This is a genomic window from Dactylosporangium sp. NPDC006015, assembly GCF_040614215.1.
In the GTDB taxonomy this organism is placed as follows: domain Bacteria; phylum Actinomycetota; class Actinomycetes; order Mycobacteriales; family Micromonosporaceae; genus Dactylosporangium; species Dactylosporangium maewongense.
This window is the reverse complement of record NZ_JBEXUD010000009.1, coordinates 158,924-183,217: the sequence shown is the minus strand read 5'-3', so window position 1 is coordinate 183,217 and position 24,294 is coordinate 158,924. Positions and strand designations below refer to the sequence as shown.

Genomic DNA, 24,294 nt, shown 5'->3' with positions numbered 1-24,294 from the left:
GGCCTTGAGGATGCTGACCAGGCGGGCCGGGAGTGGGAGCCGGGCGGGAAGGTCTCCGGTCATCGGCGCCAGTCGCTGCTCCATGATCCCGTGTGGTAGCCGGAGCTACCAGAACCGCACGGGATCACTCGGGAGCCACCTGGAGCCAGTCGCAGGTGTGGGCCGGGGTGCTGGTGTGCAGATCAAACAGAGGGCACCCAGACGCGGCGGCCACCCAATACGACGGTCAGCCCCAGACGCGGCGGCCGCCCAAGGCGGGGATCGGCCCAGACGCGGAGGTGTGAGTTGCCGCCCGGCACAGAGCGGCTTGGGAGCGCAAGTCTGGAGGGTGCGGGCCCGCGCTCCTCAGAGGGACCGGAGGGCCGGCGCGTCGGTCGTCAGAGCGGGTCAGTCCAGGTACCAGGTGTGCATGGCCGCGCCGAGGGGGATGTGGTGGGCGGCCAGCACCGTGGCTGCGGCCAGGCCGATCGTGAGCAGCCAGCCTCGCTGCCACCGGCTCAGGGTGCGGGACCACAGGCCGAGGGCGACGGCCGTCGTGCCGAGGAGGGCGGCGCCATAGCCCGGGTCGGCGTCGAAGACGGGCAGGCCGGCGACCGTCACGGCGAGCAGGGCGGCCGCGGCGAGGGACAGGCCGGCGACGGCGAGCCAGAGGCGCCGCAGGCCGACGCCCACGGCGGCGCCGGCCAGGCCGATCGAGGCGGCGAGGAGCCAGCCGCCGGCAAGGGCGACATAGGCGCCGAAGGTCAGCGCCAGGATCAGCGGGAGCAGGACGACGAACAGCGCGCCGGAGGGCCAGAGGCTCTTCGGGTCGACGGGGCCGCCGCCGGCGGCGATGCGGCCGGGGATGTCGAACAGGAAGTAGCGCAGCGGCACCATGAGCAGCCAGGACAGCACGGGCCAGCCGAGGCCGGCAAGCAGCGTGCGGGCCAGCGCGTCCGAGGGGAAGGTCGCGGCGGCGGCGACCGGGCCGCGGGAGAGGCCGGCGCGGTGTGCGGCGGCGCGCAGCGCCGGGAGCGTGCGGGCCGCGCCGAACAGGTAGCGCCAGTGGCCGGCCGGCAGGGTCATGAGGTCCGCGGTCCACTCGGCGCGTTGGCGGTCGCGGAACGCGGCGGGCAGCAGCAGCGCGAGCGTCGCGACGGCGAGCCGCACGCCGGTGGTGAGAGCGGCCGGGGCCGCGCCGGTCACCACGCCAGGCGCCCGACGCGCGGGGCGGACCGCTTGGCGAGGGCCGCTCGGGCGGCGGTCACGCCTGCCGCGGTCAGCAGGTAATAGCGCCGGCGGGGGCGGCCGGCGGCGTGCACGTCGATCTCCTCCTCGCGGCTGGACAGCCAGCCCGCGCCCTCGAAGGCGACCAGGATCGGATAGATGGTGCCCGGCTCGAGCCCCGCCTCCGTGGCCAGGTCGAGCCCGTAACGCTCGCGCGCCGGGTCGTCGAGCAGTGCCCGCAGCACGAGCAGCCGCGGCGTCGTCATGCGCAAACCGGCCATGTCCGTACTCTATATAGCTACTGCCAGTTCTGCATAGGGTTGAAAAACTGCAAACACCGTTCGCATAATTGAACATGAGAGAAGCGAAGGTCACCTCAGGGGACGGTGCGAAGGTCACCGTGTATTCGACCGGCACCGGGCCGGGGATCGTGATCCTGCACGGCGGGGGCGTCGCCGTCCGGGACTACCAACGGCTGGCCGCCGCGCTCGCGGACAGGTTCACCGTGCACCTGTACAACCGGCGCGGCCGGGTCGACTCGGCGCCGCTGACCGGCACGGAGACGGTGGAGACGGACCTCGCCGACCTCGGTGCGGTCCTCGAGCACACCGGTGCGCGCAGCGTCTTCGGGCACAGCGGCGGCGGGTTCACCGCGCTCCGGGCGGGTCTCACCCTCCCATTGGAGCGGATCGCGGTGTACGACCCCGGCCTGCACTTCGGCGGCCGCCCCTCGGCGGAGTTCCTCGACGAGTTCGAGCGGCTCGTGCGGCAGGGTGACCACGCACGGGCGATGACGGTGATGGCCAGGGCCACCTACCCGGACGACCTCGGCGCCAAGGTGCCGTTCCCGGTCGCCAAGGCCATGACCAGCCTGTTCCTGCGCACGAGCATCGGCAAGCGGTTCGTCGAGCTCATGCCGACGATGCCGCCGGAGATCCGCCGCATCCATGACCACAGCGGCAAGGCGGAGGACTACGCGGGCGTCAGCGCGGAGCTCCTGCTCGCCGCGGGTGCCCGCAGCCCCCGGTACTTCATGGAGAACTGCCAGGCCGTCGCCGACGCCGCCCCGAGGGGGAGGGCGCTGCTCATCCCCGGCGCGTCGCACAACTCGGCCAACGTCGCCCGGCCGGCGTTCGTGCGGCCGTTCGCCGAGTTCTTCGCGGCCGGATCTTTCAAACGGGCATGAAAAGGCCGCCCCGGGCAACCGGGGCGGCCTTCCCAAATCAGGACGTCAGTGCACGATCACCGGCGTCGCGGCGCCGGCCGCCGCGTCGTCGCCGGCCGCCTTCGGCTCCTTCTTGCGCGGCAGGAAGGCGATCGGGATGAACGTCAACAGGACCAGCGCGAAGCCGACCCAGAACGTCGTGGCGAACGAGTCCGCGACGAAGTCCAGGCCCTTCTCGAACAGCGGCGGCGGCACCTGCGCCTTGATCTGGTCGGAGTGCTGCGCCGCGATGGCCAGCTGGGCCTCGGTGACCGGCGGGTTGGAGCCCGGCACCAGGTCCGACTCGTTGAGCTGCCTGGTCAGGATCACCGACATGACGGCGCCGCCGATGGAGCCGCCGATCTGCTGGAGGATGTTGACCAGCGTGGAGCCGCGGGCGACCTCGGCGTGGCCGAGCGTCTTGAGCGCCGACGTCATGATCGGCATCATCGTGCCGCCCATGCCGAGGCCCATGACGAACAGCGAGCCGCACAGCAGCCAGTACGACGTGTCGGCGGTGACCTGCGTGAACGTGAAGAAGCCGGCGGCGATGAGCGCCATCGCGAACGGCACCGTCCGGCCGACCGGGACCTTGTCGGCGAGCATGCCGGCGATCGGCATGGTGAGCATCGCGCCGATGCCCTGCGGCGCCATCAGCAGACCGGCGTGCAGCGTGGACTCGCCGCCGACCTGCAGGAAGTAGCTCGGGAACAGCAGGCCGGCGCCCATGAACGCGATGATGAACACGAACAGGGTGATCGTCGCGATCGTCAGCTTGCGGTTGCGGAACAGCCGCAGGTCCAGCAGCGGGTGCGCCGGTTTGAAGGAGTAGAAGACGAAGCTGATGACGAGCAGCCCACCGATGAGCATCGGCAGCCACACCTTCGTCGCGGAGAACGTGCCGGCCTCCGGCCACGACGACACGCCGAACAGGAACAGCGCGAGGCCCGGGGACAGCATCAACATGCCGAGGAAGTCGAAGGACTCCGACGGGTGCGCTTCGTCCTTCGGCAGGGCGAGCGCCGCGTAGACCAGCGCGACGACGCCGATCGGCAGGTTGATCAGGAAGATCCAGTGCCAGCTGTAGTCGTCGATGAGCCAGCCGCCGAGGATCGGGCCGGTGATCGGGCCGAGCAGCATCGGGATGCCGAGGATGGCCATGAGCCGGCCGATCCGCTCCGGGCCGGCGGCCCGGGTCAGCATCGTCATGCCCAGCGGCATGAGCATGCCGCCACCGAGACCCTGCACGACCCGCCAGCCGATGAGCTGGCCGATGGAGTCGGCGGTGGCGCACAGGCCGGAGCCGATCGTGAAGAGGGCGAGGGCGACCATGTACAGCCGCTTCGTGCCGAACCGGTCCGCCGCCCAGCCGGTGAGGGGGATGACGGTTGCCAGCGCGAGGGTGTAACCGGTCATCGTCCAGGCGACGGTCGCGTACGACGCGTTGAATTCGGTCTGGAAGGTCGGCAGCGCCACGCTGACGACAGTGATGTCGAGAATCGACATGATCGCACCGAGGACCACGACCCCCGCGATCTTCAGCACCGCGGCGTCGATCTTGGTCGATGCCGTGGCCGTTGGATTCGTCACAAAACCCCTCCTGATCGAGGTCACCGTCCGTGAAAAGGCCGGTGACCAGCCTACGCGGCTTGATTACTAGTCGAGCACACGTTCGATTCCGGCCTATTACAGGGGTTGTGGCTACGCCAGCCGCCGCAGGTCCAGCACGTGCCAGGCGGTCGGTTCGGGGCTCCCGGTGGACCACCAGACGAGGCCGGCCTTGGTCGTCACCACGCCGACGTCCCGCGCGAGCACGGTCGTCCGGCCCGTCGTCAGGTCGTACGCGAGCAGCCGCAGTGACTCGCCCTCGACCCCGGTCAGCAGCTCGAAGCGGTCCAGCAGGCCGACGTCGACGCCGACGGCGTTCAGGTCACCCGCGACCCGGCGCCGTCCCTCGCCGTCGGCGCGCATGACGTCGACGAGGTTGCGCCCGCTCGCCGTCTCCTGGATGGCGCGGCACCACTCCGGCGTGCACAGCATGGTCTCCGCCGCGGTCGCCGGCACGGATCGCCGCTGCCCGTCGGCCCGGTTCAGCAGCGTCGCCGCGCCCGGGTCGACGCTGACGAGCCAGGGCCAGGAGCTCCACCTGTACCGGCCGTCGATGACCTCCGTGCTGACGGCGCCACCGGTGACGGCGACCGACCGCACCTCCGTCTTCGGAGCGTCGTCGGGCGTGGCGGCCACCCAGTGCACCCGCTCCTCGGCGACGACCAGGTCGTACTGTGAGTCGAAGAACACAATCCCGCCCGTGTCGGCGGTCAGCGCGACCGGTGCCCCTCCGGCCAGAGGCGCGCGCCACAGCCGCGTCTCGTAGGGCCCCGCGGCGGTCGCGGCCGACTCCGCCCAGTAGAGGATCCCGTCGGCGGCGGTGAGGCCCAGCCACTGCGGGAACAGGTCCTTCGGCACGCTGCGCAGCTCCCGTACCGTGGCAGCCTCCCGAAACACGAGCCGCTCGGCCTTGCCGTCGGCGGACGGGGCGGTCCCGACGGAGGCGCCGGTCTCCAGATAGAGCAGCGGCGTGTAGATCACCCCGTCGGCGAGCTTCGCGGGCATCACCCCCGGCTCCAGCGTCGCCGTGACCGTCCCCGCACCCGACGGCGCGACCGAGGGCGGCGTGTCCCGCGACGTGGGGGAGAACAGCAGCCACCCGCCGACGACGAGCGCGGCGGCGAGGGCGATCAGCGGTCGGGCCCGTCTCACGGGGCTCAACCATACGCAAGCGACCCGCGTGGTGAGAGTTTCACACTCCGAAGGGGTTTGACCTGGGGTGGGACACCCGCTTCGTTGACCCGGGACAGTGAGCGCTCACACCATGCGGCCCATGCGAACCAAGCTGAGAGGGCTCATTGCCGGGCTGGCGGGGGCGGTGACGGTCGTCGCCGTCGGCGTCGCCGTGCAGACCGCCACCAGCCCCGCGCAGGCCGCGGCCGCGGACCCGTACGCGCTCAAGAACGTCCAGATCGAGGGCGGCGGCTTCGTGCCGGGCATCATCTTCAACCAGAAGCAGCAGAATCTGGTGTACGCCCGGACGGACATCGGCGGGGCGTACCGCCTCGACCCCGCCACGAACCGCTGGATCCCCCTGCTGGACTGGGTCGGCCAGGACAACTGGGGCTACAACGGCGTCGTCAGCCTCGCCACCGACGAGGTCGACCCGAACAAGGTGTACGTGGCCGCCGGCATGTACACCAACAGCTGGGACCCCAACAACGGCGCGGTCCTGCGCTCCTCCGACAAGGGCGCCACCTGGCAGACCTCGGCCCTGCCGTTCAAGCTCGGCGGCAACATGCCCGGCCGCGGCATGGGGGAGCGGCTGGCGATCGACCCGAACAAGAACTCGATCCTGTACCTCGGCGCCCCCAGCGGCAACGGGCTGTGGCGCAGCACCGACTCCGGCGTCACCTGGGCGAAGGTGACCGCGTTCCCCAACCCGGGCAACTACGCACAGGACCCGAGCGACCCCAACGGGTACCTGACCGACAACCAGGGCATCACCTGGGTGACGTTCGACAAGCGCTCCGGGACTCTTGGTAATGCGACGCAGACCATCTATGTGGGGGTCGCCGACAAGCAGAACACCGTGTACCGCACCACGAACGGCGGCACCACTTGGGAGCGCGTCGCGGGGCAGCCAACCGGGTACCTGTCGCACAAGGGCGTCCTGGACACCGCCGGCGGCTACCTGTACATCGCGACCAGTGACACCGGCGGCCCGTACGACGGCGGCAAGGGTGACGTCTGGAAGTACAACACCGCGACCGGCGCCTGGACGCAGATCAGCCCCGTGCCGAGCAGCAGCAGCGACGACTACTTCGGGTACAGCGGCCTCACCATCGACCGCCAGCACCCCGGCACCATCATGGTCGCCACGCAGATCTCGTGGTGGCCGGACGTCATCTTCTTCCGCAGCACCGATGGCGGCGCGACCTGGACCCGGATCTGGGACTTCACCAGCTACCCCAACCGGAGCTTCCGGTACAAGATGGACGTCAGCCGCTCGCCGTGGCTCTCCCTCGGGGCCAACCCGCAGCCCCCCGAGGTGACGCCGAAGCTCGGCTGGATGACCGAGTCGATGGAGATCGACCCCTTCAACTCCAACCGGTTCATGTACGGCACCGGCGCCACCGTGTACGGCAGCACCGACCTCACCACCTGGGACACCGGCGGCCAGATCACGATCAAGCCCATGGCCGCGGGCCTGGAGGAGACCGCGGTGCTGGACCTCATCAGCCCGCCGACCGGCGCGCCGCTTATCTCCGGCCTCGGCGACATCGGCGGCTTCCGGCACACGAACCTCGACGCCGTGCCCGCGATGATGTTCCAGTCGCCGTACTTCACCAGCACCACCAGCCTCGACTACGCCGAGCTCAACCCGAGCGTCATGGTCCGTGCCGGCAACTTCGCCGACAGTGACCGCCCCAACGACAGCCACGCCGCGTTCTCCACCGACGGCGGCGCGAACTGGTTCCAGGGCAGCGAGCCGGGCGGCATCAACGAGGGCGGCACCATCGCCGCCGCGGCCGACGGGTCCAGGTTCGTCTGGGCGCCGAAGAACTCCGCCCCCGTCTACTCGGTCGGCTTCGGCAACACGTGGACTTCTATCAATGGACTTCCGCAGAATGCCGTTGTCGAGTCCGACCGGGTGCTTCCGGGCACCTTCTACGGTTTCAGCGGCGGTACGTTCTACCGCAGCACCAACGGCGGCGCCACGTTCACGGCGGCCGCCAGTGGCCTGCCCGCCACGGCGTCGTTCAAGGCGGTCCCGGGCGTGGCCGGCGAGATCTGGCTGGCCGGTGGCACCTCCGGGCTCTTCCGGTCGACCGACGGTGGCGTCTCGTTCGCCAAGGTCGCGTCGGTACAGGCGGCGAACGCCGTCGGGTTCGGCAAGGGCGCACCGGGCCGCCCGAACGTGGCCGTGTTCGCCGTGGCGCAGGTCGACGGCAAGAAGGGCGTCTACCGCTCCGACGACTCCGCCGCCTCCTGGCTGCGGATCAACGACGACCAGCACCAGTACGGCAACATCGGCGACACCATCACCGGCGACCCGCGCATCTACGGCCGGGTGTACCTCGGCACGAACGGCCGCGGCATCATCTACGGCGACCGCACGGGCGCCCCGCCGACGTCGTTCTCCGCGTCGCCGTCCGCCTCGCAGTCCCGCTCCGCGTCGCCGTCGGTCTCGGTGTCGCCGTCGCGGTCCGTGTCCCCGTCGGCGTCGGCGTCGCAGTCACCGTCCTCGTCGGCCGCCTGCACCGTCGCGTACTCCGTCGCCGGCCAGTGGGGCGGCAACTTCCAGGGCGCCGTGAAGATCACCAACCGCTCCGCCACCCCGGTGAACGGCTGGACCCTCAAGTGGACCTACGCCAACGGCCAGGTCATCAACCAGATCTGGGGCGGCGTCTACGCCCAGAGCGGCGCGAACGTCACCATCACCCCCGCCGACTACACGAAGACGATCGCCGCCAACGGCGGCAGCGTCGACTTCGGCTTCATCGCCTCCTGGAACAACACCACCAACGCCCAACCGACCGCGTTCACCCTCAACGGCACGACCTGCGCCGTCGGGTAGCGGAGTGACGCTGTAGGCGGCGGCGGGGCTGTCGCCGCCTACAGCAGATCTCTCAGGCTCTGCAGCTCGCGTTCGACCCAGCCCTCGGCCGTCGACTCCGTGCCCCGCAACTCCACCTTGTCCCGCAGGTGCCACGCGATGTTGCGCACCAGCTCCACCACCCGCAGCGCCCGCACGTCGCCGGTCGTCCGCCGTCGCGAGGCGTACCCGGCCTCGAACGCCGGCCAGTGCCCGCTCGCATACGCCCCGGTCAGGTCCGCCCCTCGCGGCCCCACGGCGGCGAGGTCGAAGTCGTGCCACAGCATCCTGCCGTCATCGGTCAGGTGCACGTTGTCCAGGCTGGCGTCCCCGTGCCGCACCCCGACGTCGCCGATGCCGTCCAGCAGCGGCCTGACCCGCTCCGCGATCTCGTGCACCATGGGGTCGCCGATGTACGACAACGCGTCGTCCAGCGTGCGGACCGGATCGTACGTCCTGGCCGGATGCGTGCTGTCGAACCCGTCCGCCGCCTCGTGGAACCGGGCGAGCGCCGCGCCGTACCGGAAGAACAACTCCCCGGACCACGGCGGCCGCGGCTTGCCACCCCGCATCCACACCGTGACGGTGAACTGCCGCACCCCCTCAGGCGCCTCGATCTCCCCGACGAGCGCCCCGTCCTCCATCGGAACGGGCACCGCCTCGGTGACCCCCGCCTCCGCAAGGTGCACCGCGAGATCCTGCTCCCACGCGACATGCGCCTTCCCGGCGGCGTACACCTTGCACGCATAGACCAGGCCACCCTCGACGTCCACCCGGTACACGTCGTTGACCAGCGACCTGACCAGCTCGCACCCCGTCACCCGCAACCCACAGCGCCCTCCGACCACCAGCGCCACACTCTCCGCCGCCGCCAACGACCGCACCCACCGCACCGCAGCCTCCATACCCCCATTCTCTGCCCCACCCCGAGCGGCGCCCGGCGTGAGCACCGGACGAGCCGCCTCCCCGCCGCCGTGATCCACGGACGAATCCGGCCGCGCAAACGACCAACCCCGTCCATGGATCACGGCGCTGGGTTGACGCCACCGGCGTGGAGGTCCTCGGATCAGACGGGCCACGGGGAATTACGTGCGCATATGGGGTGATTCGGTCCTGCTGGCGGGGAGGGGTTGCCTGCACTGCCCGAACTGGCATCAGCGGTGGAGGGCTCGCTGCACCGTGGGGACCCGCGGCGCCCGCACGCGGGGCGTGGCCAGTCCATCTTGGGGGTATCGCGGCCGGTCCGTTTCGGCGTGTCAGGGCCAGCCGGCCACAGCCCACTACGCCGCTGCTCTGGGCACGCCTGGTCGAGCGTGATCCAGATCGGCGCGACTGAACCGGTCGCCGCGCCAGACCGGGCGCGATGCCGGGTTGTGCACGGTGCCTGGCTGTACGGTGCCGGCCGGGTGCGACTGGGTCGGGGCCGTGTGTGAGCGCCGGGCGGGTGTGTGGTCGGAGCGGGTGTGTGGTCAGAGCCGGTGAGCCGGCCGCCGCGCCAGACTGGGTGCCGCGCCAGGGGCCGGGCGCGGTGCCGGCCGGGTGCGGTGCCGGCCGGGTGCGGTGCCGGCCGGGTGCGACTGACCCGGGGCCGTGTGTGAGCGCCGACCGAGTGCGTGGTCAGAGCCGGTGAACCGGGTGCCGCACCGGACCGGGTGCCGCACCGGACCGGGTGCCGCACCGGACCGGGTGCCGCACCGGACCGGGTGCCGCACCGGACCGGGTGCCGCACCGGACCGGGCGCCGTGCCGGGCCGGATGCCGCGCCAGGCCCGGGCGCGATGCCGGGTTGTGCACGTGGCGGGCTGTGTGCGGTGTCGGCCGGGTGCGACTGGGTCGGGGCTGTGTGTGAGCGCCGGGCGGATGCGTGGTCGGAGCGGATGCGTGGTCAGAGCTGGTGAATCGGACGCCGTGCCAGGCCGGGTGCCGCGTCAGGCCGGGCGCGATGTCGGGTTGTGTGCGGTGTCGGCCGGGTGCCGTGCCAGGCCGGGTGCCGTGCCAGGCCGGGCACCGTGCCAGGACCGGGTGTCGTGCCAGGCCGGGGCGCGGTGCCGGGTTGTGTGCGGTGGCGGGCTGTGTGCGGTGTCGGCTGGGTGCGACTGAGGCGGGGGCGTGGGTGAGCGCTGGGCGGGTGTGTGGTCGGAGCGGGCGTGTGGTCAGAGCCGGCGCAGCGCCGGGCCGAGGGGGAGAGGCCCTCGGACCGGCGCGCGGCGGGCTCGGGTCAGACGAGGCGGCGGATGTCGCCGTGGGCGCGGTAGAAGCCGCCGCGGGAGGCCTCGCGGATCTCGGGGACGACGTAGCGGGCGTGGGCCTCGCGGATGCCCTTGGGGAACTGGACCTGCCAGTCCTGGTGGTAGCCGGGGGAGACGACGCGGATGCGCAGGCGGCCGCCCTCCTCGAAGCACTCGACGATGATGCCGTCGCTGGGGTCGGTGGCGACCTCGACGGTGGTGGAGGGGGCGACGGCCTCCATGCGGGGGGCCTTGACGTCGACATACTCGGGGACGACGCCCTGCTCGGCGGCGCGGACGGCCTCCTCGCTGGCGTCGATGCAGGCCAGGGAGCCGTCGGTGGTGACGATGTAGAGCCGGTCGGCGTGATACTGCATCGAGTAGGCGCTGCCGCAGCCGGTGCCGAGCTTCCACAGGCGGGTGCCGTCGGCCGCGAAGCAATACACCGAGGAGCTGGAGTCGCCGGCGAAGACGTAGCGGCCGTCGGGGGCGGCGGCGCAGGAGTAGATGGTGTTGTCGCAGCGGTACGTGACGGCGGTCTGACCGCTCTTGGTGAAGGACAGGACCGAGTTGGACGACATGCCGGCGTAGAGGGTGTCGCGCTCCTGCCAGCCGAAGAGGACGGCGCCGCGGGTGGGCTGGTTCCACAGCTCCTTGCCGGTGCGCCAGTCATAGCTGGTGACGCCCTTGCTGTGGCCGTGGTGCACGGCGTTGTCGTCGCAGCGGACCATCCAGCCGCTGGAGCCGTTGCCCTGGCGGCGCCAGAGGAAGTCGTCCTCGTGGTCGATGCTGCAGATGCCGCCCTTGGCGTCGGCGACGCCGAGGACGCCGTCGTGGATGTCGAGCCAGTAGATGTCGATGTCGGGGGCGATGGAATAGGCCAGGCGCGGGACCTTGCCGGAGAGGTCATAGACGTTGCCGTCGTCGCAGCCGGCATAGAGCCAGTCGTCGTCGGCGACGATGCACTTCACCCCGTCGGGGAGCTGGAACTGGCGCTCGACCTGGGCGTCGTGGGTGAGGGTGGTGACGACGCCGGCCTCGTTGCCGACCATGCAGACGCGGTCGTCGACGAAGATGCCGAAGGCGGAGGAACCCGACTTGTAACGCCACAGGAGCGGCGCGGTCTTCGCGGTGGAGCGGGCGCTGACGATGACGCGGCGGGAGACGGAACGCTTGGCGCGCTGGCCGGCGACGGCCGGGGCATAGCCCTTGCGGGACTTCTCGCCGATCTTCTTCGCGGCCTCGGCGGTTGCCTTCGCGTGGTCGGGGTAGGTGGTGGTCTTCAAGGTGCCGGGGTCGCCGATGCGGCCATAGCGGATCGACATCTCGGCGCCGTCGACGGTCACCTCATAGAACTTGTGGGCGCTGCCGCTGTCCTCGGACAGCTCGAGATAGGTCGTCTGGGGCATCGGTCACGGCCTTTCAAAGTACGAACCAACGAGGGGGCGCCGACAGCGTAGCGACGACCACCGACAAAAATCGCAGGCGTGCTGCATCTGCGGGTCATCTCCCCACCGGACCGGACCGACGACGTCGTCCGGGTCATCGAGGCCGCCCCCGGCGCGACCAACCTGGTCGTGCTGCCCGGCGCGGCCCGCCAGCCCGACGGCGACCTGGTGCTCTGCGACGTCGTCCGGGAGGCCGGCAGCCCGGTGTTGTCGGCGCTGCGCAAGCTGAAGATCCACGAGACCGGTTCGATCGCGATCGACCAGGTCGAGGTGGCGTTGTCGCACGTGGCGGCCGCCGCGGCCGACGCCGCGCCCGGGCTGGCCGGCGACGCGGTCGTCTGGGACGAGATCGAGCAGAAGACGGGCGACGAGACGGAGCTGTCCGGCACGTACCTGCTGATGTTCGCCATCGCGGCGATCATCGCGGGCATCGGTGTGCTGTTCGACCAGCCGATCCTCATCGTCGGTGCGATGGTGGTCGGCCCCGAGTTCGGCCCTCTTGCCGCACTGTGCGTGGGAATCGTTCGAAAAAGGCCGATATTTGTGAAGAAGTCCGCGCTCGCGCTGTCTGTTGGGTTCGTGACGGCGATGCTCGCGACGGTCGGCGCGACGTTCCTGCTCGACCTCGCCGGCCTGGTCGACCGGAGCATGCTGCTGCAGGAGCGGCCGATGACGGACTTCATCTGGCGCCCCGACGCCCTGTCCTGGGTGGTCGGCTTCCTCGCCGGCATCGCCGGCATGCTGTCGCTGACGTCGTCGAAGGCCGGCCCGCTGATCGGCGTCCTCATCTCGGTGACGACCGTGCCGGCGGCCGCCAACATCGCCGTCGCCATCGCGTATTGGGTGCCCGACGAGGCGCTCGGCTCGGCGGTGCAGCTGCTGCTCAACCTGGCGGCCATCATCACGGCGGGCCTGCTGACGCTGCTCGCCCAACGCTGGTTCTGGACCATGACGGCAAGGAAGGCGGCACGGCAGTGACGGACCTCAGAGAAGCCCTGGACCGGCTGTTGGAGCCAGTCCCGCCGAAGCGGCTCGCCGAGTCGGTGCAGCGCCTCATCGCCGACTACCGCAGCGGCCGCCCCGCCGACGAGCCGCTGATCCGCAACATGGTCGACGCCACCGCGTACGCCGCCTACCGGATGCCGGCCACGCACGCCGCCGTAGAGGCCGTGCTGGCGCAGCTCGGGGAGCGCGTCGACCCGCGCAGCATCCTCGACGTCGGCGGCGGCTCGGGCGCCGCGACCTGGGCGGCCCTCGAGCGGTTCCCGGGCATCCAGGAGATGACCGTCCTCGACCAGGTGCCGGAGGCGCTGAAGCTCGGCCAGCGCATGCTCCCGCGGGCCACGTGGCAGGAGTGGCACCTCGGCGAGCCATTGTCCACTGTGGACATGGTGCTGGTGTCGTACGTGCTGGGCGAGCTGACCGAGGACGCCCAGCGTGACCTCGTCGAAGCCGCCGGCGCGGCGGCGGAGCAGGCGGTGGTCATCGTCGAACCGGGCACCCCGCTGGGGTACCGGCGAATCCTCGAGGCGAGAGACCGCCTCATCGCGGGTGGCTGGACCGTGGCCGCGCCCTGCCCGCACCAGCAGGCGTGCGGGATGACGGGCAAGGACTGGTGCCACTTCACCGCCCGCATCAACCGCTCCGCGCTGCACCGCCGGCTCAAGTCCGCCGAGCTCGGCTACGAGGACGAGAAGTTCTCCTACGTGGCGGTCACGAAAGACGTGGCGGTCACGAAAGACGTGGCGGTCACGAAAGATGTGGCGGTCACGAACGAGCAGGGGCGGGTGGTGCGGCACCCCGCGTTCCGCAAAGGGCTGGTCACGCTGCAGGTCTGCAACCCGGACACCACGGTCGGCCCGACGCTCGTCTCCAAGCGGGAGGGTCCGCGGTACAAGCAGGCCCGGGACGCTCAATGGGGCGACGAATGGCCCCAGCCATCGGAGTGACCGCCGCGGCGGCCGACGACGAGCGGGCCCGGCCGATCGTGGTGATCGGCCGGGCCCGTCGTTCAGGCGGTCAGGGTCAGGTCTGGTCGGCCGCGAAGGAGGCGACCCACGACAGCGACGAGTTCCAGTTGATGGTCAGCTCGTTCGTCGACCACGACTTGATGTCGTCGATGTAGCACAGCTGCGGCTTGCAGCCCTTCAGCGCCGCCGAGGCGACCTCGTCCTGCAGCGACGAGTTCGGTCCACCGGCGAGCGTGCCGCGCGGCGGGTTGGGCAGCTTCGGGTCGAGCTGGTTGGCGTACCAGCGGCTGTGCTGGTTCTTCGACGCCTTCTCGCCGTAGCCGGTCACGTAGGACTGGTTGAGCGCGTTGCGGCCGAAGATGTAGTCCATGCCGGTCAGGACGCCGTCGCGGTACTTCGCCTCGCCGGTGAGGTCGAACGCGGTGCCGACGACCGCGAGGTTGTTGAGCATCTGGCTGTTGGACGCCCAGTCGTAGCCGCCGTTGGGCGCGTACGCCTGGCCGTACGCCTGCGAGGTGAGCGTGGCGAGGTGCTTGTCGGCGCCGGCGACGACGCTGGCCTTCACCCGCTCCCGGTCGCCCAGCTTGTTGTCGATCGTCGCCAGGTCGAGCCGGCCGAGGGCGCCGACGGCGCGCCAGTCGAACGCGTTGGCGAAGACGTCGGACTTGTGCACCGGCGACGCGGTCACGACGTCGGAGAACTTCTTCTCACCGGTGGTGATGTACAGCTCCGCCGCCGCCCAGTAGAACTCGTCGTCGACGTCGGTGTCACCGTACGCGCCGCCACCCGTGGAGTCGGAGTCCGGCGCGTAGACCTTCGGGTTCGCCTGCGCCGCCGCGAACGCGGCGCGGGCCGAGGTCAGCAGCTTCTCGGCGTAGGCCGGGTCGTAGTCCTTGAACACCCGGGCGCCCTGCGCCGCCGCGGCGGCCAGGTTGAGGGTCGCGGCGGTCGACGGCGGCTTGAGCACCCGCTGCTGCGTGTCGGCGGCCGGGTCGGTCGGCAGCCCGGTCCAGGCGACGTCCTGGACCTTGTGGTGTGCCATGCCGGCGAGCCTCTGCCCGGCCGGGACCTGCATCTTCATGAGGAAGTCGAGCTCCCAGCGGGCCTCGTTGAGCACGTCGGGGGCCTTGCCGCCGGTCTCGGGCTGGCGCAGGGCGCGCGCCTTCGCGGCCTTCGGGGAGCGCTCGTAGGAGCTCATGAGCTGCGCGACGGAGATGCCGCCGTTGACGACGTACTTGCCGTGGTCGCCGGCGTCGTACCAGCCGCCGGTCACGTCGAGGGTGTAGTCGCAGGAGCCGGGCGCGCACGGCACCTTGGTGTCGCCGCCGTTCGGGGTCTCCGCGGTGTGTCCCGCGGCGCGGCCGTAGCCGGGCGCGATCTTGTTGTCGATGGCGACGCCGCTGCGCTGCGGGTAGTAGAACGACATGGCGTCGATCGCGAGCTGGCGGTAGGCCTTCGGGTCCAGGTCGAACGGCAGGCTGGCCTTGCCGTCGACCTCCAGGGTGTACGTGCTGCCGCTGCCCTTGTAGGAGCTGAAGTCGACGGTGTGGGTGTTCTGGCCGGAGCTGGGGTCCATGCCGTGCGGGGCGGTCTCGCCGGAGGCGACGACGGCGCCGGCCTTGTCCTTGAGCTGCCACGGCAATGGGGTGCTCGAGTCGCTGATGACGGTGGCCAGCTTCGGGCCGTTGGGCAGGTAACCCACCTGGTTGACCCGCACCGGGGTGTCGGGGATCTGGTCAGGGGTGGCGGGGAACGCGTACGCGGCGTCGGCTCCACCGGATCCGACGCCGGGCAGGCCGCCGTCCTTGGAGGCGAACGCGATCGGCAGGGCGACGGCGGGGACCGCCACGATCGCCGCGATGGCAGCGAGTTTGGCCTTGTTGGACAGGGTCGGCAGGCGCACCGGCTCTCCTTCTCGGTCGGGTTTGCAGCACCCGCGCCACCGTTCCTCCAGGGGGAGAAATTGGGTGATCAGCGGCGTGTCCGGGCGAACCTACCGAGCGACATGCCGGTTGAATTGGACAAAACGGCCGCGCTGTGACCTAGGCCACTCAGCACGGCGGCGGTTGGCACATCGTCTCCTCCAAACGCATGAGACGTTCTGCGCATCCGCCAAGCTCAGTGGCTCTACAACGTGTGTATACAACGTAGGTATACACATGGTGTACAGTCGCCCTCATGTCCATCGGTCAAGCGTTTCTGGGGCTGCTCGAGTCCCAGCCCCGCCACGGTTACGACCTGAAGCGGGCCTACGACGAGCGGTTCGGCAGCGACCGCCCCCTCGCCTACGGGCAGGTGTACTCGACCCTGTCCCGGCTGCTGAAGCACGGCCTGGTCGCCGTCGACAGCGTCGAGCCCGGCGAGGGCCCCGACCGCAAGCGCTACGCGATCACCCAGGCCGGCGTCACGGACGTCGAGCAGTGGCTGGCCTCGCCGGAGAAGCCCGAGCCGTACCTGCAGAACACCCTCTACATGAAGGTGATCCTCGCGCTGCTGACCGGCCGCCCCGCCGCCGAGCTGCTGGACACGCAGCGGGCCGAGCACCTGCGCCTCATGCGCGAGCTGACCCGCCGCAAGACCGGCGGTGACCTCGCCGACCAGCTGATCTGCGACCACGCCCTGTTCCACCTGGAGGCCGACCTGCGCTGGCTGGAGCTCACCGCCGCCCGCCTCGACGACCTGGCCCGGAAGGTGCGTGCCTGATGCTCTCCGCCGTGTCCCTGACGAAGTCGTTCGGATCCACGCAGGCCTTGTCGGGCGCCTCCATGTCGGTCGCGGCCGGCGAGGTCGTCGCCGTGATGGGGCCGTCCGGCTCCGGCAAGTCGACCCTGCTGCACTGCCTCGCCGGGATCGTCCGCCCCGACGGCGGGCAGGTCCTCTACCGCGACCAGGAGCTGTCGGCGATGTCCGACGCCCGCCGCAGCGCGCTGCGGCGCGGCGAGTTCGGCTTCGTGTTCCAGTTCGGCCAGCTCGTGCCCGAGCTGACCTGCCTGGAGAACGTGGCGCTGCCGCTGCGCCTGTCCGGCCACCGGCGCAAGGACGCCCAGCGGCGCGCCGCCGGGTGGCTGGAGCGCCTGGAGATCACCGACGTGGCCGGCAAGCGGCCCGGCGAGGTGTCCGGCGGCCAGGGGCAGCGTGTCGCCGTCGCCCGGGCGCTCGTCACCGGCGCGCGGGTCGTCTTCGCCGACGAGCCGACCGGCGCCCTGGACTCCCTCAACGGCGAGCGGGTCATGCGCCTGTTCACCGAGGCGGCGCGGGACACCGGCGCCGCCGTCGTGCTCGTGACGCACGAGGCCCGGGTCGCCGCCTACGCCGACCGCGAGATCGTCGTCCGCGACGGCAAGGCCCTCGACCTGGCGAGGCAGTCATGATCGCGATGTACGGCGAGGTGGCGGCATGAGTGCCATCGACTCGCCGTCCGTGGCGCTCGGTGGGGGCGGCCGGCACGCGCCGGAGGGCGGTCCCGTGCGGGCCGGCCGGCTGCGGCGCTGGGCGACGGAGGTCGGCCTCGGGGTCCGGCTCGCGCTCAGCGGCGGCCGGGAGGGGCTGCTGCGCACCGCGCTCACCGCCGTCGGCGTCGGCCTCGGCGTCGCGGTGCTGCTGCTGTCCGTGTCCATCCCGACGATGCTCGACGCGCGCAGCGACCGCACCGCCGCCCGCGACGACGACCGGTACGGTGGCGACGAGTTGCCGGCCGGGGACACGACCGTGCTGACGCTGAACCTCGCGACCTCCTTCCACGGCAAGAACGTCCGCGGCCGGCTCGTCCGCGCCGACGGCGCCCACCCGGTGCTGCCGCCCGGCGTGCAGGCGATGCCGGCGCCCGGCACGATGCTCGTGTCGCCGGCGCTGCGGGACCTGCTCGCCTCCTCCGACGGCGCGCTGCTGCGCGACCGGATGCCCGGCACCGTGGCGGGCACGATCGGCAAGGCCGGTCTTTCCGGGCCGAACGAGCTGGTGTTCTACGCCCAGCGCGGCGACCTGGCGTTCGGCCAGCCGCAGGTCCAGCGCATCGACTCGTACGGCAGCCGCAGCGTGCACCGTCCGCTGGACCCCTTCCTGCTCATGCTGGTCGTGGTCATCTTCGTGGTGCTGCTCATGCCGGTGGCGATGTTCGTGGCCGCCGCCACCCGCTTCGGCGGCGAGCAGCGCGACCGGCGGCTCGCCGCCGTCCGGCTCGTCGGCGCCGACGGTGCCATGACCCGCCGGATCGCCGGCGGCGAGGCGGTGATCAGCGCGACCCTCGGCCTGCTCGCCGGCGGCGTCTTCTTCCTCGCCGGCCGGCAGTTCGTCGAGGTGTTCGAGATCGCCGACCTCAGCGTGTACGGCTCCGACGTGCGCCCGCCGCTGCCGCTGCTCGCGCTGCTCGTCATGGCCGTGCCGGTGGCCGCGCTGGCGATGACCCTGGTGGCGATGCGGCGGGTGGTCGTCGAGCCGCTCGGCGTCGTGCGCCGCGCCACCTCCAGCACCCACCGGCGACTGTGGTGGCGGGTGCTCGTCCCGCTCGCCGGCGTCGGCCTGCTCGCGCCGCTGACCGGCAAGCACGGCGAGTTCAACCCGTGGCAGGCGGTCGGCGGGGTGTCGCTGCTGCTGCTCGGCGTGGCGCTGCTGCTGCCGTGGGTCTTCGACCGGCTGGTCGGCCGCCTCGGCGCCGGCGGGAGCGTGTCGTGGCAGATGGCGGTGCGCCGCCTGCAACTGTCCGGCGGCAGCTCCGTGCGGGCCGTCGGCGCCATCGCGGTCGCGGCGGCCGGCACGATCGCGCTGCAGATGCTGTTCGCCGCGGCCGAGTCCGAGTTCACCATCAACACCGGGCAGGACCCGACCCGTGCGCAGGCGGTCACGCTGCTCACCGTGTCCCCGATCACGACGGCCAAGGACGCCGCCGGGATCGACGCGAAGCTGCGGGCCTCCGGAGTGACGTCGGTCCGCACGTACAGGAGGGACATCGCCTCCATCAGCGACGACGACTTCGTGGGAGTGCGGGTCGGCGACTGCGACGTGCTGCGCGAGATGGCCGCGCTGGAGCGCTGCGCGGACGGCGACGTGTTCGTGCTGGACCGTCCCGACCTCATCGGCCGGACCGTGCGCATGGGCGACCCGTCCGCCACCCCGCAAGGTCCACAGTGGACCGTGCCGGCGACGGCGCACCGGGCGCAGGCCCGCAAGGACCCGTGGGGCCAGGACGTCGAGGGCATCCTCGTCACGCCCGCCGCCGCGCCGGCCGCCCGCGCGGAGCCCACCTTCGAGTCCTACGTCCACCTGGACCCGGCCGCCGGCCTGGACGCCGAGGAGCGGCTGCGCAACGCGGCGATGGCCATCAGCCCGGCCATGGACGTGTCGATCCTGCGCTCGAAGGTGCGCGACAGCACGTTCATGAGCATCCGCCGCGGCCTGTTCGCCGGATCGGCCGTCACCCTGCTGCTCGTCGGGCTGAGCCTGCTGGTCGGCACGATCGAGCAGCTGCGCGAGCGGCGGCGGACCCTGGCCGCGCTGGTCGCCTTCGGTGCCCGCCGCTCCACGCTGGGCTGGTCGGTCCTCTGGCAGACCCTGCTCCCGGTCGTCCTGGGCCTGGTGCTGGCGACCGGCCTCGGCCTCGGCCTGGGCGCCATGCTCCTGGCCACGGTCGACGTGCCCTTCCACGCCGACGTGACCGGCATCGCGATCGTGTGCGGCATCGCCGGCGGGGTGGTCCTGCTCGTCACCACCGCGAGCCTGCCCGCGCTGTGGCGCCTCATGCGCCCCGATGGGCTGCGCTTCGAGTAGCGGCATTTTCTGTCGTACCCCGGGGCTAGCGTGTCGGTCATGGAGCTGCGGGAGTGGTGGGGCCTGATCGAGGAAGCGAGGGCGGCATGCGGGTCGTCGGCGGGGGATCGTGACTCGGCCGACGACCCGCTGCCGGGCGAGGTGCTGTCGCGGGTCGCGGCCCTGCCGCCCTCGTCGATCGTCGCGTTCGGGCGCTGCTTCTCTTCGGTCTTCGACTCGGCATTTCTGGCTCCGCTGTGGGCCGCCGCCTATCTCATCGAGGGCGGCTGCGGCGACGACGGCTTCATGGACTTCCGGGCCGGCCTGATGCTGCAGGGCCGGTCCGCGTTCGACAACGCCGTCGTCGCCCCCGACTCCCTCGCCGACCTGCCGGTGGTCCAGCGCATGGCGACCACCGGCAAGGGCTGGCTCGGCTGCGAGGCGATGCTGTATGTGGCCCGCACGGCCTACACCCGCAGCACCGGCTCCCCGTCCGGCTACGACGAGGCGTTAGCCACCCGGTCGCCGACCCGTCCGTCACCGGCCCGCGGCGAGCGCTGGGACCTCGAGGACGACGAGCAGATGCGGCTGCACCTGCCCCGGTTGGCCGCCCTGTTCCTGTCCTGACCGCCATTTCCTGACCACGGCGACCGCCGGAGCGTTGACAACGCCGCACATACAGCGGCCGGGCGGCCGGGCGCTGCGCAAGGCCGGCGCCGTGGACGCCACGACCGTCGCGTGCGCCGCGCCTTCGAGATCAGTTCGGCGTGTCTCGGCTTCGCGGCCCGGACCGGAGTGTCGTGAAGCGCGTTGCTGGCTGCCGCGTTCGGCACCTCCGGCGCTACTTGCTGGCGGCGGTTGCAGGAGTCGCCCGAGCCCGGCGTCTGGCAGCAGCCACACGAACTGATCCTGGCCGAGCCACGTTCTGCCGGGCGGCTGGATTGCTGGTGGCGCCGCTGCGCTCACCGAGCTCCGCCGCGAGCTGCGACCTGTCCGCGGCGGCCGTCGACTCATCGCCGGCGTGCACGCCGATCCGGGCGGCGCCCTTCGCACCTGCGTGCGCTCAACGGGGCAGCACACCAGCCCGATCCCGGCCGACCGGGGCAAGCTGGGCAGCGAGCGTCACTTGATCACCGACGCGTCGGCGTCCCGCTCGCTGTGACGCTGAGCGGCGGTCACCGCAGCGGCGTTGGTCAATTGCTGCCGTTGCTCGACGCGGCTCCACGGATCCGCGGTGTGTGCGGCCGGCCCAGACACCGGCCACGCCCCATCCACGCCGACCACAGTCCCGACCACGACGGCAAGTGGCGTTGCCTGGTTCGAGTCCGCGGCATCGGTCCGCGTTTTGCCCGCCGTGGCGACGGGGGTGGCTTCGGGCTGGGTGGGGAGGTGTAGGTGGCGCGCTGTGTGGGCGTGGGTGCGTGCGTGGTGTGGTCGCGCGTGCTTGTGCTGGCTGCTCCTGTCCCTTGCCTGATCGTGGCGGGGGTTGGTTGTTGTCGGCGGGGCGCGGGGTGCGTGCGTGGTTTCTTGCGTGGGCGTGGTCGGGCATCATCAGCCGATGGCGGAAGGTGAGCTGTTGCTTGAGGTGGGCATCGAGCCCGAGTACAGCCAGATCAGGCTGTCCGTGACCGGTGGGGACTGCAGCGTGCCGGAGTGGGGCGGTGGGCCGCACACGGCGGTGTCCGGGCCGGGCATGATGCTGGTCGCGACCTGGAGTGATGATTGTGGGCCGGTGACTGTCCGCGTGTACGACGGGCGGCCCGTGCTCGATGGCTGGAGCCTGGTGCACACGGGACGTCTCGAGGTCGGGCCGGCCGGTCTCGATGCGGGGATGACGGTCAGCGCCGTCGAGCACTGGGTTCCGGTGCCCGAAGGGTTGGTGGAGGTTGAGGTGTGGGTCCGCGATCCGGCCGGTCCGGGTGAGGTCACGTTCGTCCTGACGCGCTGACGGCGTCTGCGGGGTGCCGGGGTTGGCATACGGTGTTGGTATGGCCGGGTTTGAGAATGCTGCGCGGGGTGTGCTGGACGAGGGGCGGTATGTGGTGCTGGGCACCGCGGACGCGGGTGGGAAGCCGTGGGTGTCGCCGGTCTTCTACACGATGAACGGGTATCGGGAGCTCGTCTGGATGTCGTCGCCGGAGACGTTGCACTCGCGGAACCTGGTGGTGCGGCCCGAGGTGAGCATGGTGGTGTTCGACTCGCGGGTGGAGGTGGGCGGGGCGTTCGCCGTGTACATGAGTGGGGTGGCGGAGGAGGTCTCCGGGGAGGCCGTGGCGGAGGTCGCGGCGGCGTATGGTGCCGCGGCGGTGCCGAAGGGTGGGCGGCTGGTCAGGATCGAAGAGGTCACCGGTGAAGGGATCTACCGGATGTACCGGGCGGCGATCCGTGAGCACTGGGTGCTCGACCCCGACAGCCGGCCCGACGGGCGGGCCGCCGTCACGCTGTAAGGCGCGCCGAAGCAGCAGCGTCAGGGGGCCGGGACGCGGGCGAGGATCTCGTCGACCGAGGCGGCCGGGTCGGTGATCGGGAACTGCACCTCGCGGATCACGCCCGTGGGGTCGGCGAGCAGGGTGAGCCGCTTGAGGCGGTCGACGCCCGCGGCGCGGAAGGTCGGCAGGAGCAGGCCGGCGGTCAGCATGAGGTCCTGGTCCGACAGCAGCGGGAACGGCAGGCGGGCGTGGGCGGCGAACGCGGCCAGCTGGTCGGGGCGTTGGGTGCTCACGCCGTGAACGGCGACGCCCTTCGCCAGGAACGCCGGGTGGCGGTCGGCGTAGGTCAGCGACTCCAGGGTGCAGCCGGGCGCGCCGGGGATGTCGCCCCACCCGGGCGGATAACCGTGGGCGTCCGGGGCGAAGGCGCCGGGGAAGCAGTACAGCAGCATCCATGAGACCGGAGCGCCGAGGTCGACCGGGGTGCCGTCGTGTGCGGTGAGCGTGACGGCGGGCAGGCGGCGGCCGGTCAGGGCGTGCACCCTGCGCACCTCGCCGGAGCCGAAGTCGGAGCCGGAGCCGGAGCCGGAAGCGGAGCCGGAGGTAGAGGCGGAGCCGGGGGCAGAGGCGGCGGTCGCGGTCAGGACGCCTGAGCCCATGACGTGGCGGGTGCCCCAGTCCTGCAGGGCGACCAGCACGGGCAGCAGCCCTTCGCCCTTCGCGGTGAGCAGGTAGTCGTAGCGCGGCGGGTGCGCCGAATACTGCCGCCGGTGCAGCACGCCGTGCTCGACGAGCCGGGCGAGGCGCTCGGTGAGGGCGCGCCGGCTCACACCGAGGGCGCGCTGCAGTGCGTCGAAGCGGGTCGTGCCGCCGGCGATGTCCCGCACGATCAGGAACGTCCAGCCGTCGCCCATCACGCCGAGCGCCTGGCTGATGCCGCAGTCGGCGTCGGCGAGGGCAGCGCGGTCCATGCTTACCGACTATAGTCCGTTCCATTATGGAACTCACCACATCCCGCAAAGAGACGCTGTTCTGGACCTGGTGGGCGGCCGGGACCACCAGCAGCGTCGGGTCGGCGGTCGGGGCGGTCGCGCTGCCGCTGACGGCGTTGACGGTGCTCGACGCGGGGCCGTTCGAGATGGGGCTGATCGCGGCGGCGAGCTATCTCGCGTGGCTGGTCATCGGGCTGCCGGCGGGGGTGTTCGTGCAGCGGCTGCCGCTGCGTGGGGTGCAGGTCGGCGCGGACCTCGCCCGGGCCGCCGCCGTCGGGTCGGTGCCGCTCGCCTGGTGGTGGGGGTGGCTGAGCGTGCCGCAGCTGGTCGCGGTGGCACTCGTCGTGAGCTTCGCCAACGTCATCTTCGACGTGGCCAACGCGACCTTCCTGCCGGAGATCGTCGAGCGGGAGCGGCTGCAGGCCCGCAACAGCCTCGTGTCGGCCACGCACGCCGCCACCCAGCTCGGCGGGCCGTCCGTCGGTGGGTTCTGCGTCCAACTGTTCGGTCCCGTCGCCACGGTACTGGTGGACGCCGCCAGCTTCGTCGTCTCCGCCGCGCTGCTGCGGACCCTGCCGGTTCGGGGCGGCAGGGTCCGTGCCGGGACGGGGCCGGCCTGGGGACTGATCCGGGAAGGATGGTGGTTCGTGGTCCGCCACCCGGTGATGGGCCCAGGCATGTGGACCGCGACCGCCGTCAACTTCGTCTGCGGCGCGCAGCTGGCCGTGTACCCGCTGTACCTGGTGCGCGAGCTGCACGCGCCCGCCGGGCTGGTCGGCCTGCTGCTCGCGGCGGAGGGCGTCGGGTCCCTCGTCGGCGCGGCGCTGACGGCGCGGATCACGGGCCGGCTCGGATCCGCCAGGGCCCTGGTCTGGGCTGGGTTCGCGGCGGTCGCCGGCGCGGCCCTCGTGCCGGTCGGCGCCGGCTGGCCGGCGTTCGTGGCGTTCGCCGCCGGCAACGTGGTGTTCGCCGGCGGGGTGGTCGTGCTGAGCGTCACGACCCGGACCTACCGCCAGATCGCCAGCCCGCCGGACCTGCTGCCGAGGGTCATGGCCACGGTCCGGTTCGTGTCCTGGGGCGCGATCCCCGTCGGCGGTCTCGTCGCGGGTGCCCTGGCCGGCGCGCTGGACGGGCGCACGACGCTGTGGCTGTTCGCCGCGGCGACCCTGGCCGCCCCGCTCGCGCTGGTCCTGTCGCCCGTCCGGCGGCTGCGCGACCTGACCGACTTCCAGGACGCGCCGAGCGCCGGCGACTTCCAGGACGCGCCGAGCGCCGGCGACTTCCAAGGCGCGCCGCGCGACGGCGGCGAGGTCGTTCACAGCTCGGGCGGTGTCGATGTGGGGCACGTGTAACGGGGTGGCGATGAACGGCGTGACGTGCGTGTAACGCGCTCTCCTTAGGCTGCCCGCAGCGTCACGGTCGACGCGAC

At 71.7% G+C, this 24,294-nt stretch carries 19 protein-coding genes; 11 read left to right on the top strand and 8 right to left on the bottom strand.

What is annotated here, in order from left to right; genetic code table 11:
• Positions 1-387: 387 nt before the first annotated feature.
• Positions 388-1,188: a hypothetical protein gene (locus ABZ321_RS18375; protein ID WP_354892544.1), complete on the bottom strand. Its 801-nt coding sequence runs from the start codon at positions 1,186-1,188 to the stop codon at positions 388-390.
• The gene (locus ABZ321_RS18370; protein ID WP_344498319.1) at positions 1,182-1,487 is read right to left on the bottom strand and encodes a helix-turn-helix transcriptional regulator; all 306 of its coding nucleotides are present in this window, start codon (positions 1,485-1,487) and stop codon (positions 1,182-1,184) included. Before ABZ321_RS18370 ends, ABZ321_RS18375 begins: the two co-directional genes overlap by 7 nt.
• A 74-nt stretch (positions 1,488-1,561) precedes the next feature.
• Here ABZ321_RS18370 and ABZ321_RS18365 point away from each other — a divergent pair, with 74 nt between their 5' ends.
• Entirely contained in the window at positions 1,562-2,392 is an 831-nt protein-coding gene (locus ABZ321_RS18365) for an alpha/beta hydrolase (RefSeq protein WP_354892541.1), read from the top strand.
• A 45-nt stretch (positions 2,393-2,437) separates the two neighbouring features.
• Here ABZ321_RS18365 and ABZ321_RS18360 read toward each other — a convergent pair whose 3' ends face one another.
• Positions 2,438-4,000 (bottom strand): DHA2 family efflux MFS transporter permease subunit, encoded by a 1,563-nt coding sequence (locus ABZ321_RS18360; protein ID WP_354892538.1) that lies wholly within the window; start codon positions 3,998-4,000, stop codon positions 2,438-2,440.
• A gap of 111 nt (positions 4,001-4,111) precedes the next feature.
• Positions 4,112-5,170: a hypothetical protein gene (locus ABZ321_RS18355; RefSeq protein ID WP_354892535.1), complete on the bottom strand. Its 1,059-nt coding sequence runs from the start codon at positions 5,168-5,170 to the stop codon at positions 4,112-4,114.
• Positions 5,171-5,291: 121 nt separating this feature from the next.
• Between ABZ321_RS18355 and ABZ321_RS18350 the strand changes: the two genes are divergently transcribed.
• Complete coding sequence (locus ABZ321_RS18350; protein WP_354892532.1) at positions 5,292-8,039, top strand: cellulose binding domain-containing protein; 2,748 nt, start codon at positions 5,292-5,294, stop codon at positions 8,037-8,039.
• Positions 8,040-8,077: 38 nt separating this feature from the next.
• On the opposite strand, the gene ABZ321_RS18345 is transcribed toward ABZ321_RS18350, so the two are convergent.
• Together ABZ321_RS18345 and ABZ321_RS18340 are read right to left on the bottom strand one after the other, a co-directional pair.
• Entirely contained in the window at positions 8,078-8,962 is an 885-nt protein-coding gene (locus ABZ321_RS18345; RefSeq protein ID WP_354892529.1) for a phosphotransferase, read from the bottom strand.
• Positions 8,963-10,274: 1,312 nt separating this feature from the next.
• Positions 10,275-11,693 (bottom strand): WGR domain-containing protein, encoded by a 1,419-nt coding sequence (locus ABZ321_RS18340; RefSeq protein ID WP_344498331.1) that lies wholly within the window; start codon positions 11,691-11,693, stop codon positions 10,275-10,277.
• 78 nt (positions 11,694-11,771) lie between these two features.
• Between ABZ321_RS18340 and ABZ321_RS18335 the strand changes: the two genes are divergently transcribed.
• Both ABZ321_RS18335 and ABZ321_RS18330 read left to right on the top strand, forming a co-directional pair.
• Positions 11,772-12,710, top strand: a complete 939-nt coding sequence (locus ABZ321_RS18335; protein ID WP_344498333.1) for a DUF389 domain-containing protein — start codon at positions 11,772-11,774, stop codon at positions 12,708-12,710.
• Entirely contained in the window at positions 12,707-13,681 is a 975-nt protein-coding gene (locus tag ABZ321_RS18330) for a small ribosomal subunit Rsm22 family protein (protein WP_354892525.1), read from the top strand. Before ABZ321_RS18335 ends, ABZ321_RS18330 begins: the two co-directional genes overlap by 4 nt.
• A 76-nt stretch (positions 13,682-13,757) precedes the next feature.
• On the opposite strand, the gene ABZ321_RS18325 is transcribed toward ABZ321_RS18330, so the two are convergent.
• Entirely contained in the window at positions 13,758-15,605 is a 1,848-nt protein-coding gene (locus ABZ321_RS18325; protein WP_354892522.1) for a glycoside hydrolase family 9 protein, read from the bottom strand.
• 275 nt (positions 15,606-15,880) lie between these two features.
• On the opposite strand from ABZ321_RS18325, the gene ABZ321_RS18320 reads away from it, so the two are divergent.
• The 6 genes from ABZ321_RS18320 (at position 15,881) to ABZ321_RS18295 (ending at position 21,891) form a co-directional block, all read left to right on the top strand.
• Positions 15,881-16,405 (top strand): PadR family transcriptional regulator, encoded by a 525-nt coding sequence (locus ABZ321_RS18320; RefSeq protein ID WP_354892519.1) that lies wholly within the window; start codon positions 15,881-15,883, stop codon positions 16,403-16,405.
• Positions 16,405-17,073: an ABC transporter ATP-binding protein gene (locus ABZ321_RS18315; RefSeq protein ID WP_344498341.1), complete on the top strand. Its 669-nt coding sequence runs from the start codon at positions 16,405-16,407 to the stop codon at positions 17,071-17,073. Before ABZ321_RS18320 ends, ABZ321_RS18315 begins: the two co-directional genes overlap by 1 nt.
• 25 nt (positions 17,074-17,098) lie before the next feature.
• Positions 17,099-19,465, top strand: a complete 2,367-nt coding sequence (locus ABZ321_RS18310; RefSeq protein ID WP_354892516.1) for an FtsX-like permease family protein — start codon at positions 17,099-17,101, stop codon at positions 19,463-19,465.
• A 39-nt stretch (positions 19,466-19,504) separates the two neighbouring features.
• Positions 19,505-20,071, top strand: coding sequence for a DUF4240 domain-containing protein (locus ABZ321_RS18305; protein WP_354892513.1), 567 nt, complete (start codon positions 19,505-19,507; stop codon positions 20,069-20,071).
• Between the two features lie 931 nt (positions 20,072-21,002).
• Positions 21,003-21,392 carry a hypothetical protein gene (locus tag ABZ321_RS18300; protein WP_354892510.1) on the top strand — a complete coding sequence of 130 codons (390 nt, stop codon included), beginning with the start codon at positions 21,003-21,005 and terminating at the stop codon, positions 21,390-21,392.
• A 40-nt stretch (positions 21,393-21,432) separates the two neighbouring features.
• Positions 21,433-21,891, top strand: a complete 459-nt coding sequence (locus ABZ321_RS18295; protein WP_354892507.1) for a pyridoxamine 5'-phosphate oxidase family protein — start codon at positions 21,433-21,435, stop codon at positions 21,889-21,891.
• Positions 21,892-21,911: 20 nt separating this feature from the next.
• On the opposite strand, the gene ABZ321_RS18290 is transcribed toward ABZ321_RS18295, so the two are convergent.
• Entirely contained in the window at positions 21,912-22,844 is a 933-nt protein-coding gene (locus ABZ321_RS18290) for a winged helix-turn-helix transcriptional regulator (RefSeq protein ID WP_354892504.1), read from the bottom strand.
• A gap of 26 nt (positions 22,845-22,870) precedes the next feature.
• On the opposite strand from ABZ321_RS18290, the gene ABZ321_RS18285 reads away from it, so the two are divergent.
• Entirely contained in the window at positions 22,871-24,217 is a 1,347-nt protein-coding gene (locus ABZ321_RS18285; protein ID WP_354892501.1) for an MFS transporter, read from the top strand.
• The last annotated feature ends 77 nt before the right edge of the window (positions 24,218-24,294 follow it).

Excerpts from the sequence above, each read along its gene's own strand:
- ABZ321_RS18370 (WP_344498319.1), bottom strand. The coding sequence starts at position 1,487 with ATGGCCGGTTTGCGCATGACGACGCCGCGGCTGCTCGTGCTGCGGGCA.
- ABZ321_RS18365 (WP_354892541.1), top strand. The coding sequence starts at position 1,562 with ATGAGAGAAGCGAAGGTCACCTCAGGGGACGGTGCGAAGGTCACCGTG.
- ABZ321_RS18350 (WP_354892532.1), top strand. The coding sequence starts at position 5,292 with ATGCGAACCAAGCTGAGAGGGCTCATTGCCGGGCTGGCGGGGGCGGTG.
- ABZ321_RS18345 (WP_354892529.1), bottom strand. The coding sequence starts at position 8,962 with ATGGAGGCTGCGGTGCGGTGGGTGCGGTCGTTGGCGGCGGCGGAGAGT.
- ABZ321_RS18340 (WP_344498331.1), bottom strand. The coding sequence starts at position 11,693 with ATGCCCCAGACGACCTATCTCGAGCTGTCCGAGGACAGCGGCAGCGCC.
- ABZ321_RS18320 (WP_354892519.1), top strand. The coding sequence starts at position 15,881 with ATGTCCATCGGTCAAGCGTTTCTGGGGCTGCTCGAGTCCCAGCCCCGC.
- ABZ321_RS18315 (WP_344498341.1), top strand. The coding sequence starts at position 16,405 with ATGCTCTCCGCCGTGTCCCTGACGAAGTCGTTCGGATCCACGCAGGCC.
- ABZ321_RS18310 (WP_354892516.1), top strand. The coding sequence starts at position 17,099 with ATGAGTGCCATCGACTCGCCGTCCGTGGCGCTCGGTGGGGGCGGCCGG.
- ABZ321_RS18305 (WP_354892513.1), top strand. The coding sequence starts at position 19,505 with ATGGAGCTGCGGGAGTGGTGGGGCCTGATCGAGGAAGCGAGGGCGGCA.
- ABZ321_RS18300 (WP_354892510.1), top strand. The coding sequence starts at position 21,003 with ATGGCGGAAGGTGAGCTGTTGCTTGAGGTGGGCATCGAGCCCGAGTAC.
- ABZ321_RS18295 (WP_354892507.1), top strand. The coding sequence starts at position 21,433 with ATGGCCGGGTTTGAGAATGCTGCGCGGGGTGTGCTGGACGAGGGGCGG.
- ABZ321_RS18290 (WP_354892504.1), bottom strand. The coding sequence starts at position 22,844 with ATGGACCGCGCTGCCCTCGCCGACGCCGACTGCGGCATCAGCCAGGCG.
- ABZ321_RS18285 (WP_354892501.1), top strand. The coding sequence starts at position 22,871 with ATGGAACTCACCACATCCCGCAAAGAGACGCTGTTCTGGACCTGGTGG.